Source organism: Pseudomonas sp. URMO17WK12:I9 (assembly GCF_900230165.1).
Taxonomy (GTDB): domain Bacteria; phylum Pseudomonadota; class Gammaproteobacteria; order Pseudomonadales; family Pseudomonadaceae; genus Aquipseudomonas; species Aquipseudomonas fulva.
The window spans coordinates 1-19,683 of record NZ_OCMQ01000005.1 but is presented as its reverse complement, the minus strand read 5'-3'; the positions used below and the strand labels follow the sequence as shown (position 1 = coordinate 19,683).

General features: G+C 60.9%; 18 protein-coding genes. 4 read left to right on the top strand and 14 right to left on the bottom strand.

Annotated features, from left to right (window positions below; translation table 11 throughout):
• Positions 1–90: 90 nt before the first annotated feature.
• Positions 91–834, bottom strand: coding sequence for a LytTR family DNA-binding domain-containing protein (locus CRP40_RS12085; protein WP_027914171.1), 744 nt, complete (start codon positions 832–834; stop codon positions 91–93).
• Positions 835–1,142: 308 nt separating this feature from the next.
• Between CRP40_RS12085 and argH the strand changes: the two genes are divergently transcribed.
• Complete coding sequence (gene argH, locus CRP40_RS12080) at positions 1,143–2,537, top strand: argininosuccinate lyase (protein WP_027914172.1); 1,395 nt, start codon at positions 1,143–1,145, stop codon at positions 2,535–2,537.
• 111 nt (positions 2,538–2,648) lie between these two features.
• On the opposite strand, the gene CRP40_RS12075 is transcribed toward argH, so the two are convergent.
• On the bottom strand, positions 2,649–3,308 hold the full coding sequence (locus CRP40_RS12075) for a glutathione S-transferase (RefSeq protein WP_027914173.1): 660 nt from the start codon (positions 3,306–3,308) through the stop codon (positions 2,649–2,651).
• 147 nt (positions 3,309–3,455) lie between these two features.
• On the opposite strand from CRP40_RS12075, the gene CRP40_RS12070 reads away from it, so the two are divergent.
• Complete coding sequence (locus CRP40_RS12070) at positions 3,456–3,755, top strand: hypothetical protein (protein WP_023535746.1); 300 nt, start codon at positions 3,456–3,458, stop codon at positions 3,753–3,755.
• Positions 3,756–3,824: 69 nt separating this feature from the next.
• Positions 3,825–4,070: a TIGR02647 family protein gene (locus CRP40_RS12065; RefSeq protein ID WP_023535777.1), complete on the top strand. Its 246-nt coding sequence runs from the start codon at positions 3,825–3,827 to the stop codon at positions 4,068–4,070.
• A gap of 147 nt (positions 4,071–4,217) precedes the next feature.
• On the opposite strand, the gene CRP40_RS12060 is transcribed toward CRP40_RS12065, so the two are convergent.
• The 6 genes from CRP40_RS12060 to CRP40_RS12035 all read right to left on the bottom strand — a co-directional run bounded on the left by CRP40_RS12060 (position 4,218) and on the right by CRP40_RS12035 (position 10,178).
• The gene (locus tag CRP40_RS12060) at positions 4,218–5,636 is read right to left on the bottom strand and encodes a TolC family protein (RefSeq protein WP_027914174.1); all 1,419 of its coding nucleotides are present in this window, start codon (positions 5,634–5,636) and stop codon (positions 4,218–4,220) included.
• Positions 5,633–6,508: an HlyD family secretion protein gene (locus tag CRP40_RS12055; protein ID WP_027914175.1), complete on the bottom strand. Its 876-nt coding sequence runs from the start codon at positions 6,506–6,508 to the stop codon at positions 5,633–5,635. Before CRP40_RS12055 ends, CRP40_RS12060 begins: the two co-directional genes overlap by 4 nt.
• A complete protein-coding gene (locus tag CRP40_RS12050; RefSeq protein WP_023535833.1) occupies positions 6,505–6,717 on the bottom strand; it encodes a DUF1656 domain-containing protein in 213 nt (70 codons plus the stop codon). Before CRP40_RS12050 ends, CRP40_RS12055 begins: the two co-directional genes overlap by 4 nt.
• Positions 6,714–8,801: an FUSC family protein gene (locus CRP40_RS12045; protein ID WP_027914176.1), complete on the bottom strand. Its 2,088-nt coding sequence runs from the start codon at positions 8,799–8,801 to the stop codon at positions 6,714–6,716. The genes CRP40_RS12050 and CRP40_RS12045 overlap by 4 nt, the downstream gene beginning before the upstream one ends.
• Entirely contained in the window at positions 8,798–9,250 is a 453-nt protein-coding gene (locus tag CRP40_RS12040) for a MarR family transcriptional regulator (protein ID WP_027914177.1), read from the bottom strand. Before CRP40_RS12040 ends, CRP40_RS12045 begins: the two co-directional genes overlap by 4 nt.
• A 136-nt stretch (positions 9,251–9,386) precedes the next feature.
• A complete protein-coding gene (locus CRP40_RS12035) occupies positions 9,387–10,178 on the bottom strand; it encodes a tetratricopeptide repeat protein (protein WP_027914178.1) in 792 nt (263 codons plus the stop codon).
• Positions 10,179–10,385: 207 nt separating this feature from the next.
• Here CRP40_RS12035 and CRP40_RS12030 point away from each other — a divergent pair, with 207 nt between their 5' ends.
• The gene (locus CRP40_RS12030) at positions 10,386–10,946 is read left to right on the top strand and encodes a WYL domain-containing protein (RefSeq protein ID WP_027914179.1); all 561 of its coding nucleotides are present in this window, start codon (positions 10,386–10,388) and stop codon (positions 10,944–10,946) included.
• Positions 10,947–10,999: 53 nt separating this feature from the next.
• On the opposite strand, the gene CRP40_RS12025 is transcribed toward CRP40_RS12030, so the two are convergent.
• The 6 genes from CRP40_RS12025 to CRP40_RS12000 form a co-directional block, all read right to left on the bottom strand.
• Entirely contained in the window at positions 11,000–11,863 is an 864-nt protein-coding gene (locus tag CRP40_RS12025) for an ABC transporter permease (protein ID WP_027914180.1), read from the bottom strand.
• Between the two features lie 15 nt (positions 11,864–11,878).
• Positions 11,879–12,742 (bottom strand): ABC transporter ATP-binding protein, encoded by an 864-nt coding sequence (locus tag CRP40_RS12020; RefSeq protein ID WP_027914181.1) that lies wholly within the window; start codon positions 12,740–12,742, stop codon positions 11,879–11,881.
• Between the two features lie 3 nt (positions 12,743–12,745).
• Positions 12,746–13,765, bottom strand: a complete 1,020-nt coding sequence (locus tag CRP40_RS12015; protein WP_027914182.1) for an ABC transporter substrate-binding protein — start codon at positions 13,763–13,765, stop codon at positions 12,746–12,748.
• A gap of 16 nt (positions 13,766–13,781) precedes the next feature.
• Complete coding sequence (locus CRP40_RS12010; RefSeq protein ID WP_033694973.1) at positions 13,782–14,681, bottom strand: TauD/TfdA family dioxygenase; 900 nt, start codon at positions 14,679–14,681, stop codon at positions 13,782–13,784.
• A 197-nt stretch (positions 14,682–14,878) separates the two neighbouring features.
• Complete coding sequence (locus tag CRP40_RS12005; RefSeq protein WP_023535786.1) at positions 14,879–15,220, bottom strand: hypothetical protein; 342 nt, start codon at positions 15,218–15,220, stop codon at positions 14,879–14,881.
• A gap of 185 nt (positions 15,221–15,405) precedes the next feature.
• Positions 15,406–19,683: immunoglobulin-like domain-containing protein (locus CRP40_RS12000; RefSeq protein ID WP_115065756.1), on the bottom strand; the 4,278-nt coding region annotated here is incomplete at its 5' end.

Sequence of the window (19,683 nt, the reverse complement as noted above, 5' to 3'; positions counted from 1 at the left end):
ACAGCCTGGGCCGAAGCTGCCGATGACAGGCCCGGCGGTGCGCCCCTGTGCGACTGCCATGAGCACTGGCACGTCCACGGCGTCAAGCGCTCAAAGGGTCTGCATCATCTTGCGCACGCCAGCTACATGACGCCGGCTCACGGTCAGGGCATCGCCGTCGAGCCCTCGAAGGTACAGTTGGAAATGCCCCAGAGGTGTACGTTGCAGGCGTTCGATCCGCTCCCGCGCAACCAGCGCATTGCGGTGGATACGCACAAAACGGTCGCCAAATTCATCCTCGAGTGCCTTGAGCGGCTCGTCGAGCAGCACTTCGCCCGTTTCATGGCGCAGGGTCACGTACTTGTGATCGGCGATGAAGTAGATGATCTGAGCGATAGGGATCAACTCGATGCCCTTGCGGGTTCTGGCACTGATGTGGCTGCGGGGACCACCGCCCTCGTGGCCTGGACGAGTGAGCGCGGCCAGCTGGCTGCGGTTTGGCCGGTCGGCCTTGCGCAGTGCCTCACGAAGCGCCTGCCCGTGCACAGGCTTGGTCACGTAGCTGAGGGGAGTTTCCTTGAAGGCGTCTTCCCCGTACTCGTCATCACCGGTACAGAACACGAGCGCAGGTGGCGCCTCACGCTCGCACAGTCGGGCGGCGACCTGCAGACCATCGAGGCCAGGCATGCCGATATCCAACAGGACAATGTCGGGTTTCAAGCTTTCGATCAGCGCAAGGGCCTCTTCACCATTGGTGGCACTTGGCTCCAGCACGGTATAACCCTCGAGTTCACCGAACATTCGGCTTAGGCGCTCGCGGCCTTGGGGTTCGTCATCAACGATCAGGACATTCATAATTGCGCTGGATTCCTGAGTGAGTCTCGCACGGTTAAAAGCGTAGACAGCTGTGTGAAGCGACGCTGCGTGTCACGCTCTAGACCGGTGCGATAGCCAAAGATTCACTGTGGCTGGCAGATTAGCTGCCCGCCTCTGTCAAACTGTAGACGGTCCATGGAACACTGCCGTTCAATCGGTGAAATCTCCGTGGCCTACATCGCGCTACGCCTTTTCCACCCTCACACTCTGCAGGCGCCCTGCGGCACTGGGCCCAACCCTGTTATCATCGCGGCAATTTTTCGTTCACGCCTGCAATGAGTGAAACCATGAGCACTGACAAGACCAATCAGTCCTGGGGCGGCCGCTTCAGTGAACCCGTAGACGCCTTCGTCGCCCGTTTCACGGCCTCGGTCGATTTCGACAAGCGCCTGTACCGCCACGACATCATGGGCTCCATCGCTCATGCCACCATGCTGGCGCAAGTCGGTGTGCTCAGCGATGCCGAGCGTGACACCATCATCGACGGGCTCAAGACCATCCAGGGCGAAATCGAGGCTGGTGCCTTCGACTGGCGCGTCGACCTGGAAGACGTGCACATGAACATCGAAGCGCGTCTGACCGACCGCATTGGTATCACCGGCAAGAAATTGCACACCGGCCGTAGCCGCAACGACCAGGTCGCAACCGACATTCGCCTGTGGCTGCGCGACGAAATCGACCTGATTCTGGCCGAAATCACCCGCCTGCAAAAAGGGCTGCTGGAACAGGCCGAACGCGAAGCCGAAACCATCATGCCTGGCTTCACACACCTGCAGACGGCCCAGCCCGTCACCTTCGGCCACCACCTGCTGGCCTGGTTCGAAATGCTCAGCCGCGATCATGAACGCCTGGTCGACTGCCGCAAGCGCACCAACCGCATGCCATTGGGCAGCGCTGCGCTGGCCGGCACCACCTACCCGATCGACCGTGAGCTGACCTGCAAGCTGCTGGGCTTCGAAGCCGTGGCAGGCAACTCCCTGGACGGCGTGTCGGACCGTGACTTCGCCATTGAATTCTGCGCCGCCGCCAGTGTGGCGATGATGCACCTCTCGCGCTTCTCCGAAGAACTGGTGCTGTGGACCAGTGCCCAGTTCCAGTTCATCGACCTGCCCGATCGATTCTGCACCGGCAGCTCGATCATGCCGCAGAAAAAGAACCCGGACGTGCCAGAGCTGGTGCGTGGCAAGAGCGGGCGCGTCTTCGGTGCGCTGACCGGACTGCTGACCCTGATGAAAGGCCAGCCGCTGGCCTACAACAAGGACAACCAGGAAGACAAGGAACCGCTGTTCGATGCCGCAGACACGCTGCGCGATTCGCTGCGTGCCTTCGCCGACATGATCCCGGCCATCAAGCCCAAGCATGCCATCATGCGCGAGGCCGCCTTGCGCGGGTTCTCGACCGCAACGGACCTGGCCGACTACCTGGTGCGCCGTGGCCTGCCGTTCCGTGACTGCCACGAAATCGTGGGCCACGCGGTGAAGTACGGGGTCGATAGCGGCAAGGACCTGGCAGAGATGAGCCTGGAAGAGCTGCGTCAGTTCAGTGACCAGATCGAACAGGACGTATTCGCCGTTCTTACGCTGGAAGGCTCGGTAAATGCCCGTGATCACATCGGTGGTACGGCACCGGCACAGGTACGCGCAGCGGTGGCTCGCGGCAAGGCGTTGCTGGCTGCGCGCTAACGGCGCTGAGTGACGGGTTGAGAGCTAACCCTCCCTCGTCGCATGGGCAAAATACTGAGGTTGAAGGGGGCTTTGAAACAAGCCCCCATCTGGCCGGACTCGCCCGCTGTTTCAGCGCTTGTTGCGCATCATTTCAAGGAATGACGGCATTGCCGCTTCCTTGTCTGCCACGATTTTTGCCATGTGGGGGTTCTGCCCCATCTGCTCGAGCAGTGCCTTGGCCTGAGGGAAATCTTCAAGGAAGTCGATGTTGAGCACTTTCTTGCCTACGGCGCATGCCAGGTCGACCGAGAAGCAGAACATCAGGTCGGCCAGGGTCAATTGCTCGCCTGCCACGTAAGGCGCGAAACGCCCGTTGCGCTTGAGCGTGGCGAAACCTGCCAGAAGCTCGGTGCGTGCCTTTTCCTTGACCAATGGTTCCACGGGCATACCGAAGAAGGCTTCGGCATAGCAGGTGCGAGCAGGAAGCTCGATGTACAGCTCGATCTCCTTGACCAGTTCACGCACTTTCGCCTGCGCGTACGGGTCAGCGGGAAGCAGCGCCTTGCCGCCTTGGGTCTGCTCGATGTAGTCGAGGATCACCGTGGTTTCGCTGAGAAAGCCGTGCTCGGTCTGCAGTACCGGCACCTTGCCACGTGGGCTGACTTCCAGCACCTGAGGCGTCTGACCGCTGAAGAACAGGACTTCTTCGAAAGGCACGCCCTTTTCCAACAAGGCCAACTTGACCATGTTGTAGTAGTTGCTGACAGGGAATCCGTGGAGCTTGAGCATGGTTCGACAGCCTCCGGGCCGTATGGGGATGGCAGGGCTGTTATAGCCCGTTCGCCGTCGGCTGACCAGCGTCATGCACCCGGTCGATGACCAGGCATTGCCACCACGGACGTGGCAAACTGTAGCGCCCACCACAGGAGTAATCCCATGAGCGAGCCCACCGATATCGACAATGACGATGAAGCGTTTGCCGAAGCCACGCTGACGCAGGCCATCGAAAACCAGATCGAAAGCGGCGAGCCGGCTGCGGCGAAGGCTACGTTCAACAAGCTGACACTGGTCGGGTATGAGCGCGAGGATATCCTCAACCTGATGGCCCACGTATTGGCCTTCGAGATCGACAACATGCTGGCGCAGGATCGAGCCTTCGATAGCCAGTGGTATGAAAACGCCCTGCGCGCGCTGCCTGAACTGCCTCCTGAGATGGATCAAGGCGAGGACGAATAACACGGCTACACTCCAGATTCAGGCACCCCCCGCGGTGCCGCTATCCTCGTCTGGAAGTCAGGAGTCGCCATGTCCTTTTCACCCGAACTGATCGCTGAACTGGAAGTCCTCGCACTGTTCAACCTCGACAGCAGCCAGGAAGGCATCAAGATTCACAACACCGCATCCCCGACCCTCATCGCCGCCGCGCAGCGGCTGCACGAAAAAGGCCTGACCGATCAACCCGACGGTGGCTACCTGACCAGCCTGGGTCACGATGCGGTCGAAAGTGTTCAGTTGCTGCAGAATATTCTGAGGGCGCCCCAGCCGGCCTGACCTTGTGAGTGCGTGGGGCTGTGCTGCAGCCCCTGCCTTGCAGTGGCCTTGGAAGGCTCATTTACAAGCCATAAGCCCGCCACCTGGGCTGCGCTCGCCTCACCTGACCCTGTTCTCAAGACTTTTTACACAGACCCTATTTTCCCATCAGTGCTCGACGGGTCGCTTCCAACCGCCTCCAAGCGCCAGGAACACGCCAACCTGCCCCATTGCAACCTGGCTGTTCGCAGCCGCCAACTGCGCACGCATGTCGGTATAGGTCCGCGTCGCCTGCAAGTCCGCCAGGAACGACTCCCGCCCAGCCTGATAATACCGGTGCGTCTGGTCGGCCGCCTCCCGAGCTGACTTCTCGGCCTCGGCCAGTGCATCGCGCCGGTCCAGCAATGCGCTGTATTGGGCCAGCCGCGTCTGGGTTTCGCGTATGGCATTGAGCACTACGCCATCGAAATTCGCCAAGGCTGCCTGGGTGGACGCTTCGGCCATGCGAATGCGGGCCCGCGTGCCATCGGTGGGGATACTCCAGCTGACCTGCGGGCCGAAGCCCCAACGGTTGGTCGAAGGCTCGCCCAAATTGTCCAGGATGCCGATGGTCCCGACCTGCGCGCCGATGCTGATCTGTGGATAAAGCGCGCCGGTCGCCACACCGATATTGGCGGTAGCAGCAGCCAGTTGTCGCTCTGCCTGACGCACATCGGGGCGACGTTTGAGCAACGCGGCGCCATCGCCCACTGGCACTAGCTGAGTCAGCTGCGGAAGTTCGGCACAATCGGCAACGCCTGCTGGCAACTTCTGCACGGGGACCGCCAGCAATGCGGCCAGGGTATACAGGCCTGTCTCACGTTCGGCCTTGAATCGCGGCAGCTCGGCGCCCAACGACTTGAACTGGGTTTGCGACCGCGTCACCTGGGTTTCATCGCCACGCCCCGCATCGCGCAGGCGCTGGCTGAGCTTGACGCTTTGCGCCTGTAAATCGAGCGACTCACGGGCAATGTGGTATTCCTCGTTGGCCGAGCATACCTGGGTATAGGCCTTGACCACATCTGCCACCAGCGTGATCCGCGCCGTGTCCGCTGCGGCTTGGACTGCATCGGCACTGGCTTTGGCGGCCTCTGTGCCGCGCTTGAAGGTGCCCCACAGGTCGAACTGGTATGACGCGCTGATGATCGCCTCGCCGATGTTGGCCACAGGCACCTTTTCGGGCTGCAAGAAAGCCTCGCCAGACTCCTGCAGGCGCTGGGCGCCTAGCTTCACTCCACCGTCGAAGCCCCCTTGAGACTCAGCGATGTCGACCTGCGCGCGGGCCTTGGCGATGTTCGCTGCCGCAACGCGCAGTTCGGTATTGGCACTCAAGGCCTGGCGCACCAGCGCGTTCAACCGCGGGTCGTGATACAGCTGCCACCAATCCTCCGGCACCGGTGCCGACACTACGCTGTCGGCATCCTGGCGCAGGGGGCCGTTGAGGTCAGTGCGCTGTATTGCCGCCTCTTTGGGCAGCTCGTAGTCTGGCCCGACCGTCATGCACGCGCCAAGCGACAGGCATAGCCCTGCGAGCATCAGCCGTTTCATGGGTGCTGGCCCTCGACGATCGAGACAGTGGCGGTTCGCCCGGCAATCATGCGGAAATCCTGCGGGACTTCGTCAAAGGCGATCCGCACCGGAATCCGCTGGGCCAGCCGCACCCAGCTGAAGGCAGGGTTGACGTTGGGCAGCAGGTTGGTGCCGCTGCTGCGGTCGCGGTCCTCGATGCCGGCTGCAAAGCTTTCCACATGCCCGCGCAGGCGGGTGTTGTCGCCCATCACACGAATATCCACCACGTCCCCGATGTGAATGCCCCCCAGCTTGGTTTCCTCGAAGTAGCCATCGACGTGATAAGAGGCACTGTCGACCACCGACAGCACCGGTCGCCCCGCGGTTACGAACTCATGGTTGCGCGGCGCGCGATCGTTGAGGTAACCGTCCACGGGACTGCGCACCACCGAGCGATCAAGGTTCAACTGGGCACTGTCGACAGCCACCTGCGCCTCGCTGACCGCCGAGCGGGCGCGCGCTTGGCGCGACTGGCTTTCTTCGAGCTGTTCGGCCGCCACCAGATTGCCCAACTTGCGATTACGGTTCACCTCCCGCGAGGCCTGGGCCAAGGTTTCCTGGCGCTCGCCGAGCGTGGCCTTGGCCTGACGCAGCGCCAGGCTGAAACGGTCCTGGTCGATGGTGAACAGCACATCGCCGCGCTTGACGGTCTGGTTGTCACGCACCTCGACCTTCTGGATCAACCCGGACACGTCCGGGGCGATCTGGATCACATCGGCGCGAATGTGGCCATCGCGCGTCCAGGGTGCGAACAGGTAGTACACAACCATCTGCCAGACGAGTACGGCGGCAAATGTCACTACCAACAGGGTAAGGACCACACGGCCCAGGGTCAGCAAAGGTTTTTTCATGGCAGCATCAGGCTTCGACAGAAATGGTCCACCGCACCGAGCAGCACGGCGTAGAGGGCAACGTTGAACAATGCCCGGTGCCAGACCAGGCGATAGAAGTGCACACGCACCAGTACGGCGTGGACACCCAGAAACAGCAGGTAGGTTCCAATCATCATTACCAGCAGCGTGGGCAGGAATACCCCACTGATATCCAGTTCACCGATCACAGGGGCGCTCCATCCAGGCCAGACGGCAGTTGCAGTTGTTCCGCAGGCTCGAGCATGACCTCGACACCCGGCAGCAGTGCCAGGCGCAGGCCAGCCAGTGCATGCAACAAATGCGGGCGGGCGTCGAGGCGTTCGCAGGGTTCATCGAGACTGAGCGCCAGTCGGGCCCTTTCCATGTTGCGCAAGAGTGCAGGTGGCGCGTGCAGCCGCTCACCGGCGCGCAGGCAGGCCGCGTAATGGGCACCCACTTCAGCGATCACCAGGGTCAGTCGCTCACGGGCAACCTGACCGGCGCGCGGCATGTACGCCAGCAAGTCGAGCAGGTTCAGCCCCACACGCAAGTCCCGTAGCGCCACGCTGCTGTCCTGGCCGGTTTGCGACAGACGCGGCAAATGCTGCATCAAGCGATCGAGCATTTTTACACCCACCTTGCGATGCTCGGCCAAGGTCGCGTACTCGGTCACCTCGACGATGTCGCGCCAGGCGAAACGGGTCATGCGTTTGGCAGCCAGCTCCACACCAAAGGGGCGCATGACCAAGGTCCAGATGAACGCGAAGAGCAGGCCAACCGGGCCGGCGAGGTTGGAATTGAGGAAGGTGAAGAAATCGGCGTCGTAAGCACCCTGGATGCTGATGAAGGTCGAGGTGTTGACGATAGTTAGCAATGTCCCCAGGTAGAAGCGCGGCTGTACCGTCAACGTACCGATGCAGATGAAAGGCACGGCGAAGGCCAGTACCAGCATCGGGAAGTCATGCAGGTTGGGCAGCACGAGGAACAGGTACAGGCTCGAGAAAATGACCGACAGCAGGGTCCAGAAGAAGAAGCGGTAGATCTGTGGGGCCGGGTCGTCCATCGCGGCGAAGAAGCTGCACGACACAGCCGCCAGGATCACCGCACTGGCGCCGTCATTCCAGCCCAGGCCGATCCACAGGCCGCAGGCAACGATGATGGCCAGGACGGTGGAGGTGACCGAGTAGAGCATCAGGCCCCGGTCGAAGAATGGCCGCAAGCGCGCCAGGCGCCAGTGGCGGTAAACGGCGCGCCAGGGTGTGGCGTCATCGGTGCGCAGGGCATGCTGCAAGGTACAGCAGTCCTGCCACAGATCTACCCATTCGGTGAGCCGGTAGAGCGCGTTGGACAGCAACAGCTCGGCACGCTGGTCCAGTGCAGCCGCATCCGGCCGCAGCTCGTCGATCCTTTGGTGCAAGGCTGCCCACTGCTGGACAGAAGGGCTTTCTGCCGTGCCCTTGAGCCATTCACGGGCTGCATCGAGCACAGGCAGGATCTGTTCGAATTGCTGCGCAGCGCGCCCTTGCAAGGCCGTCAATGCGTCGTCCAGCGCATCAATGACCGGCAGTAGGTGAATCATGCGCCCACGCAGCTCACGGGCGTTTTTCAAGGTATGAGGCCCGGTCCCTTCATGGCCGAGCTGGCCGATCATCAACTCCAGTGAGTTGAAGGTCGCCACCATCGCCCCGCGCATACCTCCGACATCGACCGTGCTCTGCTGCCGGACCAGATAGCTGTCGCTATAGCGAATGGCCTCGTTGAACCAGTTACCGGTTGCCCCCACTACCACGGGCGCCAGCCGCCGCGGCCAGAAAATGGCCCCGACCACGGCTGCGCAGACGATCCCCAGGCAAATTTCCTGAGCCCGCGAGGAAGCCACGTCGAACACGGCCAACGGGTTGTCGACCACTGCCAGGGCGATCATCGGCAAGGTGTACCCGGCCAGCATGAACACGTAGTTGTTGGCCGTACGCACGTTCAGAGAAAGGAACAGCAACGTCCCCGTCCACAGGGCCACGGCGATGCTCAGCAGCAGCGGCGACTGCACCAGAGGCGGCACCAACAGCACTGCCCCAGCGGCACCCAGCAAGGTACCCAGGGCGCGGTACAACGCTTTGGAGCTGGTAGGCCCCAGGAAGGGGCTGGAAACGATGTAGACGGTCGCCATGGCCCAGTACGGACGCGGCAACTGCATGAGCAGGGCGATATACAGCGCAATCATCGAGGCGGCGAAGGTGCGCACGCCGTAGAACCAATCGCGAGCCGGCGGTACCGAGCTGAAGAAGCCGTTCATGCGACCCCGCCCGTGCTGCCCAGCCCGGCTGCTTCGAATGCGCGCAGTACACGCAGCGTGGCCTGCAGGTCCTCTGGATCGAGACGACTCAGCACATCACCCCGCACCCTTACCAGCTCCGCCTCGATGGCCTCGGCCAGCGCGCGCCCTTCAACTGTGAGGCTCAGGGCCTTGGCGCGCCTGTCCAGTGGATCCTCGCTACGCAACACCAACCCGGCCTTGCACAGCTGGTCGAGCAAGCGCACCAGGGACGGGCTTTCCAGCCCAGCCGCCTGGGCGACGGCCACCTGGTGCACGCCATCGCCCAGGCGCACGATCATCAGCAGTGGCGCGGCACAGGCTTCGGAGATGCCGTAGCCGGTCAGCGCCACGTGACAGATGCGGCGCCAGTGGCGAGCGGCAACGACCAGGCCGCTGCTGACCTGTAGACGCAGAAGATCAAGGGACATGAAAACCACATATATTCATAGTTTGCTAACTATCAATATACGCCGGGTGCTCCCCCTTCCGTCAACAGGGGGCGACGAAGCGCCTGCATGAAATCTTGTTTACAGTGCAAAGCTCGCAGCTAACTGCACCAACGCTTCAGGGCTGAACCTGGTCTTCCAGCTTCATGGTCAGGGCCAAGGTACTGCCCATCTGCACGGCGCGGTCGCGCCATTGCTGATACCGCTCCTGATCGCGTCGACTGAAGTGCACGGCCAGTTCTTCAGCTGCCTGCACCACACCCGCAGCGGCCGCCAGTTCGAGCCAGTACAACGCCGGCTTGAGCTCCGGTTGCACATGCAGACCGTGAATCAGCCGGTAGCCAACCTCAAAGCGACAGCGTGCCTCACCCTGCTCGGCACCTTGCAGGAACCATCGGTAGGCAAGCTGTGGATCGACTTGCCATTGAATCCGGGCATCACACACTTCTTCTTCGTACAAGTCTCCCAGCGCAGCGGCCGCATGCGACATGCCCCGCTCGAACGCCTGGCGGTAGCATTCGGCGGCCTGGGTGTAGGAACGGTCGACACCTTTGCCGAAGTAGTGCTGCTGCCCCAGGTTGAACCAGGCCACGGCACTGCCCTGCAACGCCGCCATGCGCAGCAGGTGCCCGGCCAGCACGGTATCAGCACGCCAGTACTTGCCATTGAGCCAGATCCAACCAAGGTCGTTCAGCGCCGCGACGTTCCCTTGCAGGGCTTGCAGGCGCAGATCCTGGTAGACCGCTTGCAGGTCACTGGCTTCGTCCAGACGGCTGACCAGCATCGTCCGTTGACTGGGCATGCCGACACCTGCAAACAGCCGCTGGCGTCGGGCAACGGCGGGAGGAACGATCACCTGTGCCGGAAGCAGGCGGGCGAGCAGCGAATGGATATTGCCGACAGCAGACATGTTCATCCTCATTGAACGATGCACAACCTCAACCTTCGGCTGTGATGAGGCGTGATTCTGCGCAACAGGACGTCAAAACCTGTCGCGAACGATTCGGTGGCAGGCAACCAACCGTCACTTACTTGATCTGAGCGGTCCGTGGCCAATTGCCATGCCCCTCGCGTGCCGCCATCCTAGAGCGGCAAGCCTAGACAAGGACGTTACCTTTTGCCGTTCGCCACCACTCGCGCCACCCTCAGCCGTCAGTGGGCGCTGCTGCGCCAGCTACCGGGCCGTTCTCCAGGGCTCACCAGTTCCGAACTGGCTTGTCGGCTACGAGACCTGGGCTTTACCGTCAGCAAGCGCACCGTGGAGCGCGACCTCAATGACCTGTCGCTGATCTTTCCGCTGGAGCGCAATGACAAGAGCATCCCCTACGGGTGGCACTGGGCGGCCGGCGTGGTGAACGAGCTACGCGGCACCACCGATCTGCTGGCACACCTCAAAGGAGAGGCGCTGCAAGCGCCACCGGGCGAAGGCATCGAATTGGTGGCACGCATCAGCGATCCACTGGCGCGCCAGCTCAGGGAGGCCCCACTGAGCAGCGACATGCAGTTGACCGCCCATGACCAAGGGCATCGGCTGCGGGCCACGGTGAGCGATGGGAGCTCGTTGCGCTGGTGGCTATTGAGCCGTGGGGATGAGCTGGTGGTCGAGCAGCCTGCGCAGTTGCGCGAAGAGATCGGCAAGATTCTCAGCAACGCCGCAGCCCAGTATCAAACGCCATGATCAGGGGAGCGCTCACTGGCCTTGGCCAATGGCCGGCGTCCGCGCCTGCCTGTTCAGCGCTGCATGCCCCAACGCTTGACCGTCAGGCGCTCCAGCGTGCTGAAGACAATCCCCTCAACCAGCAGCCCGATCAGGATGACCACCGCAAGGCCTGCGAACACCTTGTCGGTATAGAGTTCGTTGCGGTTCTGAAAGATGTACCAACCCAGGCCACCTTTGCCGCTGCTGGCGCCAAAGACCAGTTCCGCGGCGATCAACGTGCGCCAGGCGAACGCCCAGCCGATCTTGAGCCCGGACAGAATCGAGGGCAACGCCGCCGGCACCAGGATGTGCATCACCAGCCGTAGCCCTTTGAGGCCGTAGTTGCGCCCGGCCATGCGCAGGGTGTCGGAAACGCCCTGGAATCCTGCATAGGTATTGAGCGCCAGGGCCCAGAGTACCGAATGCACCAGGACGAAGATCAAGCTGTTTTCGCCTAGCCCGAACCACAGCAATGCCAATGGCAACAGGGCGATGGCAGGCAGGGGGTTGAACATGGAGGTCAAAGTGCCAAGCAAGTCGCGCCCAAGCTGGGTCGAGACAGCCAAGCTAGTGAGACCAAAAGCCAGGATGATGCCCAGCAGGTAGCCCTTGAGCAGGATCACCAGCGACACGCCGACCTTGGCCGGCAACTCTCCACTGACCAGGCCTTCCCAAAACGCGGCAGCGGTCTGGAGGAAGGTCGGTAGCAGCAGGTCGTTGTTCTGGTAACGGGCGACGGCTTCCCAGACCACGGCGATGACCACCAGGATGACGGCCTTGCGCAGCCAGCCGTGCTGCCAGAGGCGCTGAGTCAACGACAGGTCGCGTTCCACAGGCACACTGAGCAAGGGCTCTAGCTGCACCTCGTATTTCTGGCGCACAGAGGTTGTGGTCATGGCTCAAACTCCTGATCAGTAGGCAATGCGGATGTCATTGAAACCAATATCGTCGACCTGCGCGGGGCCAGCAGCTTCATCGAACAACAAGCGGTGTATGTGCCGGGCACTGGCCTGGAAATCGCTGCCACCCAGGCTGCCCAAGTCATATTGGTGGCTGTGCACCTCGGCGCGTACCCGGCCGGGGTGAGGTGAGAGCAGCAAGATGCGGTTGCCCACGACCAAGGCCTCCTCGATAGAGTGGGTGACGAACAGCAGGGTGAAGCGCACTTCCTCCCAGAGCAGCAGCAATTCTTCCTGCATCTTGCGCCGGGTAAGTGCATCGAGTGCGGCAAAGGGTTCGTCCATCAGCAATATCTTCGGCTGCGTGGCCAAGGCCCTGGCGATCGCCACGCGCGCCTTCATACCGCCCGACAGCGTATGCGGGTAGGCATCGGCGAAAGCTGCAAGGCCGACTTTATCCAAGTAGTGAAGCGCCCGGTCTTCGGCCTCGGCCCGCTTCAATTGGCCCGATACCAACAGCGGAAACATGACGTTGTGCTTCACCGTCTTCCAAGGTGGCAACTGGTCGAACTCCTGGAACACCACGATTCGGTCCGGCCCCGGGCCGCTGACGGGCTGCCCCTGAAGCAGGATCTGCCCTTCACAGGGTTCGATGAAGCCAGCCACGGCCTTGAGCAAGGTTGACTTGCCGCAACCCGAAGGCCCCAGTAGGACGAAGCGATCTGCCTGATCCACCTCGAAACTGACCTGATGGGTCGCGCGCACCACCCGTCGCCGGGTGCGGTACTCGAGGGTGAGGCCCTGCACGTTCAGCAACGGCGGTGCTGCGGGGTGGATCAAGGTGCTGACCGTGTGGCCTGGCAATGGCGCAGTCATGACTCAGCTCCCTTGCAACGGGCGTTCATCCTGGAAGAAATAATCCTTCCATGACGCTGGCTTATGCTTGATCGCGCCGACCCTGTAGAGGAATTCGGCGAGCTTGTAGGTGTTCTTTGGCGTGACGGTAAATTCGTACCGAGGGTTGTCGATCAGCTTGATGAGGCTTGCGCGGTCGATCTTGGCGTTGGTCACCCGGATGTAGGTATCGGCGGCTGCCGCCTTGTCGTTCTGGGCGAATGTGGCCGCTTCGGCAATGGCATCGACGAAGGCTTTGTACGTCTTGGGGTTGTCCTTGCGGAATTTTTCGGTGGCGAATAGCAGCGTGGGCGAATTCGGTCCGAGCAGGTCGTAGCTGTCGAGCACGATGTGCACGTTCTTGTTGGCCAGTGCCTGGTCCTGGAACGGCGGGTTGGAGAAATGCCCGTTGAGTTCGGTACCGCCTGCCAGCAAGGCGGCCGTAGCATCGGGATGAGGAACAGCCAGGGTGTACTTGTCCAGCCGGTTGTACTGCTGATCTCCCCATTGCTGCGCCGCAGCGTATTGCAGCAGGCGCGACTGCACCGACACCCCCACTGCCGGCACTGCGATTCGGTCCTTTTCGGACAGATCCGCAATGGTCTTCACAGCCGGATTGCTACTGACCAGGTAATACGGGAAGTTGCCCAGCGAAGCCACAGCCTTGACGTTCTGTCGCCCTCGGGTGCGATCCCAGACGGTGAGCAGCGGACCTACGCCAGCGCCTGCGATATCCACGGAGCCGGATAGCAACGCGTCGTTGATGGCCGAGCCACCGGAAAGCTGTGCCCACTCGACGTCGATGTCGATGCCCTGCGCTTTGCCATGCTTTTCGATCAGGTGCTGATCACGCACCACATTGAGCAGCAGGTAGACGATCCCGAACTGTTCGGCGATGCGGATCTTGCCTTCTGCCTGGGCGGCGGCGGGGGCCGTCAGGCTGCCAATGATGAGGCTTGCGCCCAGCCCGATGCTTGCCGCCAGGCGGCTGATGGATTTGCGCATGATGGAATCCTTTTCGTCAGAACGGGGCATCGCCCTGGATGGTGGTGCGGTAGAGCTTGCGCCGCAGGTGCGCAGGGCAACCGGCAGCCAGGTGGATCAGGGAGCGGTTGTCCCAGAACACCAGGTCGTGGGGCTCCCATTGATGGCGATAGACGTTGTCATCCTGCACGCTCAAGGCATACAGCTGTTGCAGGACATCCCGGCTTTCGTCTTCCGGCAGGCCGACGATGCGGGTGGTGAAACCTTCACTGACGAACAAGGCCTGACGCCCGGTCTCAGGGTGGGTGCGCACGACGGGGTGGACCACTTCCTGCACCTGGGCCAGTTGCTCGGCTGTCAGTGCAGGGCGCCAATTGCCTTCGAATCGGGTTTCGGCATAGCGGGCGGTGTAGGAATGAGCGGCATTGCGCCCGGCTACCAGCGTGCGCAGCGCAGCGGGTACTGCGTCCCAGGCCTTGTGCATGTCGGCGAACAACGTGTCCCCGCCTTCGTCAGGGAGTTCCTGGGCGTGTAGCATCGAGCCCAAGCTGGGCAGTGCCTTATAGGAAAGGTCCGAGTGCCAGAATTTGCCAGCATCGCCCAGGCCGATGTTTTGGCCGTTCTCGATGATGTTGGAAACAATCAGGATTTCAGGATGCCCCTCAAGCAGGAACTGCTTGAGCACATGAATCTGCAGTTCGCCAAAACGGCGGCTGAAGGCGATCTGGTGCTCAGGCGTGATGCGCTGATCGCGAAAAACCAGCACATGATGATCGAGGTGGGCACGGTGAATCCGCGCGAAGTCCTGGGCATTGAGCGGCCTGGAAAGGTCGAGGCCGACGATTTCGGCGCCGACGGCGCCGGCGAACGGGTGGACATCAAAATGTTGTGACGGCGCGCTATCGATGAGCAACAGGGCGTTCAAGGCGGCTGGCATGTTTCACTCCCACGCAGTGCGCGACTTCATGACGCGCGACGATCGGAAACGCACGGGGGACTCCCGTGTGGGTTCGAGTCGTGCGGCGCATCGATTGGTCGACGGGTACGCAGTGGAGTGAACTATAAGGTCATAAGAACTATATTTTAAATACCTTTAAAGCATAACCATAGTTCGGTCGGTGCCTGAGTTCGGCGTCAGATCAGGCCACCCTCTTCTTCTTCCTCTATCAGGTTATTGAGGCTGCTCAGCGCTTTGCGCGCTGTCGAACGGTTCAGGAGTTTGGCCTGGGCGCCCGGTGGCAGGTCAGTGATCTTGAACACGCCTTTGGCGGTCAGGACATCGATCAAGTCTTCAAGCACCCGGATCATGTCCAAGTCGCTTTGCTTGAGCTGATTGAGGCTATTTTCCACGACGTCATCGGCAAACCATTCCTGAATGTCGGCATGGTCGGCCGGAAGCATTTCGGTAAATTCGTCGAACGCAGCAGCTTCCACTCGCTGCAACTGGCCAGCGGCGTCGCGTTGCACGTAGAACATGGCGATGTCCCTCGTCACATGGATTCCTTCAGGGTAGACAGCAGCATAGGCAAAAAGCGCCGCACGCGTGGGTGCGGCGCGAAAGTATGCGCTGTGGGAGTGCGTGGCGGAAGGCCTGCCCAGGCAGTTGCGCCAGGTCAAGGCACACCGGAGCAACCTGTTACGGTTGCCCCGGTCATGGACCGTCAGCTGTCTTTGTTGTGGATGATGATGGTCGGGTCGGCACCGCTGATCAACGAATTGATCGTCTGGTTGGACCAGTTCACGCCTTCCAGCTTGATGGTGACGTCAGCATTGGCCAGCCCGCCATCGGTGTTGAGCTTGCCTTCGCTGCTGACCTGCAACGTCGTGGTGCCCTCCACCGTCGACAGCTTGAGGTAGTTGTCGATGGTGCTGCCTTTCTCGCCTTGCAACAGGTCCTTGAGGTCGATGCGGTCACCTTCGGAGCGGTTGAAGTCCTTGATGACGTCATTGCCATAATCACCGGCCTTCCAGACGAAGGTATCGGCACCGCTGCCGCCGATCAGGATGTCGTTACCCGGGCCGCCGATGAGGGTGTCGTTGCCCGAACCACCCAACAGGATGTCATTGCCTTTGCCGCCATCGAGGATGTCGTTGCCGCCCTGACCGAACAGGATGTCGTTGCCGTTGCCGCCCGAGAGGATGTCGTTGCCGTCGTTAGGCCCTGAAATATCGAACTCGGTGTAGTGCTCAGCGATGTATTGGTGAACATTACTAGTGGTGACAGCACTGGCATCAACCCCTGTTTTCTGGGCGACATACGTTTGCAAGGCCTGATAGCCCTCGCTGACAACACCGTTCAAGGTAATCAAGTCACCAAAGATGATGTCGTTGCCATTTCCACCGTCGACCGTATCGGCACCAGGCAACGTCGCCTCAGTATGTCCAAGAACCGCGCTTGCCAGTTTGGACGGATCTATATTGGTCTGCGGTTTGCCCGCCGTATCGTACGGTTTGAGATCAGCGAGGCTGACGTCAGAATTCAAACCAATAGCCTGAACCTTACTCAGTCCCGGCACGGTCGAACTGCCACCAAGCAACATGAAACTATCAGTTGTATTTGTAGCCGAATCGCTCCAATTCGAGGATGAATTCTTGCCAGTGCCGCCCAAACTGGACAGCTCGTAGGTGCCATCACCTTGGGCATGGATTGTCCCGATAGTGCTCGTGGACATGGCAACAAACGAACCCCAGAAATTGTAGCCATAAGTTGTAACTTTTACCTGTCCAGCGCTGTTTATGTCCACCCTGTGAGTCGAGTCAGCCCACTCACTGAACGTGGCACCAACCTTGTAGTTGTTAACATTAACAACCTCGTCCAGCATTTTGCCGTTCGTCCACAGTCGGGCATCAGTCTGCTCGCCACGCTGGTAATAGGTCGGCTTACCATCGGTAATGAAGTACGTAAGATTCTCAGCGTTCGTATTGCCCAGCGCCATCTTGCTCTTGAAGAAGTTAGCTGTAGTTTTAAACGCATCTTCATAATTGGTGCCGCCGCCGTAGTCGCCGCCCTGCATGGAGCTCAGAACACTTTGAAGTTGGCTCAGAGCATTCGCGTCCGATAGATTGACGGCTATATTTTGGTTGACCTGAGTATCGAAATCTACCAGGAAGAGGTTAACCGTTCCCGACGTGTCGGCCCCCAAACTCGCTTTGAGTGTCTTGAATACAGATTCCAGCTGTGTCTTCGCTGCGGCAATCGATTCGTCTGTCATACTGCCGGAGCTGTCGACAATGAATGCAATGTTGTAGTTTTTTCCGGCCACCACGTTCAGGCCAGATACATCCGCCACGATGATGTCATGACCTTCGCTGCCATTCAGTACGTCGCTGCCCGATGTACCAACACTGGCTTTGTAAACGCCGCCATAAACCGTAACCGGAATACGGCCAACGGTACTAGCGGAGTCACCCAGACTTTCAGTAGCCGTTGAAGTGACCGTGATGTCAAACGAGCCCTTGAAGTAGGCAGGTGGGGTAAGGGTCAAGCCACTGAGTTTCCACCCTGTTACATTGATCGGCCCATCGGCGACTGTAGCTGTATGTCCTGCGTTGTCAGTTAACACCGTTCCTTTTGGTAAGCCGCCCAGTGTGACGTTCAGCGTCTCGGAACCATCGGTATCGGTCAGGGCGGTCGAAATACCGACCAGTTTCACCGTACCGTTCTCTGGGCCTTCGTTGAGCTTGTAGCCATCGTAGTAGGTTTGACCATTGACCGTGTGCGCGTCGGACACGGTCAGGCCAGCGTTGGCCATCTCGGTCACGTTCTGGTACATGCGAATGTTCGCGCTGCTCAGATCCGTCACGCCGCCAGAGCCCACCTGAATGTTCAGGTCATAACTGCCCGGGCCGGACTGGTTGGCGTGGTAAACCTCGATCGGGTAGTAGCCGGTCGCCGTAGGCGTGAACGACCCCGTCACCTGGCCGCCGCCACCCCACGTGGCCGTGACCACGGTCTTGCCACCGATATTGACCAGGAAGCTGTCGTCGGCAGTACCACTGAAGGTGTAGGTCTTGCCTGCTTCCAGGTAGATCAGGCCGGAGGTCTTCGAACCGCTGCCCCCATTCACGCTGCCGTCGGACTGGACGTTGGTGGTAGTGCCGCTGGAGGTGGCGCTGCCGGAGTTGGCAAAGACCGTCTTGAGTGCATCACCGGTGATGCCATTGCCGTTGGTGCCCAGGTCCTTCAGGGTGGTCCACACTTCCTTGGTCAGGCCTTTGGACACCACATCGGCACTGCCGATGGCCAGGGTCGGCATGTCGGCCACCGGGCTGATATCGACCTTCATGGTCGTCTCGGTGCCCAGGTTGGTCCCGTCGTTGGGCTTGTACTTGAACTGCGCGTAGTCGGCCTGTTGGTTGCCCACGCCGGTGCCACCGTAGCCGTCAGCGCCAGACTGGTTTAGCAGCGGCACGAACTTCAGCTTGCTGGCGGCGATATCGGCCTGGCTGATCACCTGGCCGACGGTAACGTTGGTCCAGCTGCTGCCGTTGAAGTACTTGAGGCTGCCTGCAGCCGGCAGCGAGGTGATGGTCACGGCCAGACCGGTGTTGCCATCCGGGTCGGTGACCTTGAAGTCCCCCCAGGCGAATACGTAGTCGGTGTCTTCCACGCCATACACGGCACCGCCTGGGGAAACCGGCAGGTTGTCGTTGTCGAGGATGGCGGTGGTGACGCTGCCTTTGCTGCCGTTTACCTGCAAGTTCTCGAAGTTGCCACCGGTGGCGCTTTCGATCTTGACCGTGAAGTTCTCGGTGCCTTCGACCAATTTGTCGTCGATCGTCGGCACATCGAAGGTCACGCCGGAGCTGTTGGCCGGAATCTTCACGGTAGTGACACCCGTGAAGTCCTCACCGTTCTTGGCCGTGCCCGAGTAGCTGAGGGTGACGGTCACTTCGGACTGGGATGGATTGCTCAACGTCAGGGTGTAATGCGCCGTCTCGCCTTCGGTCAGCGAAGTGGTGCCACTGATGCCTACGGTGGTCACGTCACCCTGGCCACTTGGCTCGTCGGTCACGGTAGTGGTTACGGCAGTCTTGCTGCCCACCAGGCTTTCGAACTGCTTGTCACCAGCAACGCTGATGTCGGTGATCGCCTTGGTGATCGCAGGCTGCCCACCGACGTACACGTCGTCCGGCGCATTGATGCTGACCGTACCGCTGGCAGAACCCGCCGCGATGAACACTTGCGTGCCACCGGTCAGGGTCACGGTCACACCGCCGTGGCCTGTCACAGGCAGGCTGGTGTCTTCACTGACCAGCGTCACGGTGTAGGTGATCTTGCCACCCTCGACGACGGTGGTGTTATCCACAGCCAGCACGGCGGTGACCTTGCTGATGGTGTCGGTGATGTTGACCGAGGCAGGCGCGCCCAGCACCAGGTTCTCGAACTTGGCGTTCGGCACTTCAGCCTTGGCGATGCCGATCTCCAGCTTGCCCTCGTCCTTGAACACGTCATCGCCCTGAGCTGGCGCGACATAGGACTTGCTGGTCTCCCCGGCCTTGAACACAACGGTGGCGTTGTTGCTCAGGGTGACGGTGAGGTCCTTGTCCAACACGCGGTTCAAGGTCAGGGTGAACAGAGGCGGCGTGGCTTCATTGACCGAGGTTTGGTTGGCCACGATGTTGACCAGTACCAGGTCACCCTGGCCGGCCGGCTCATCGGTCACCGCCGTGGTGACGGTGGTCTTGCTCGCCACCAGGTTTTCGAACTGCTTGTCACCGGCGACGGTGATGTCCGTGATGGCCTTGGTGATTGCAGGCTGGCCACCGACGTACACGTCGTCCGGCGCATTGATGCTGACAGTGCCGCTGGCAGAACCTGCCGCGATGAACACTTGCGTGCCGCCGGTCAGGGTGACGGTCACGCCACCATGGCCAGTCACTGGCAGGTTGTTGTCTTCGCTGACCAAGGTCACGGTGTAGGTGATCTTGCCGCCTTC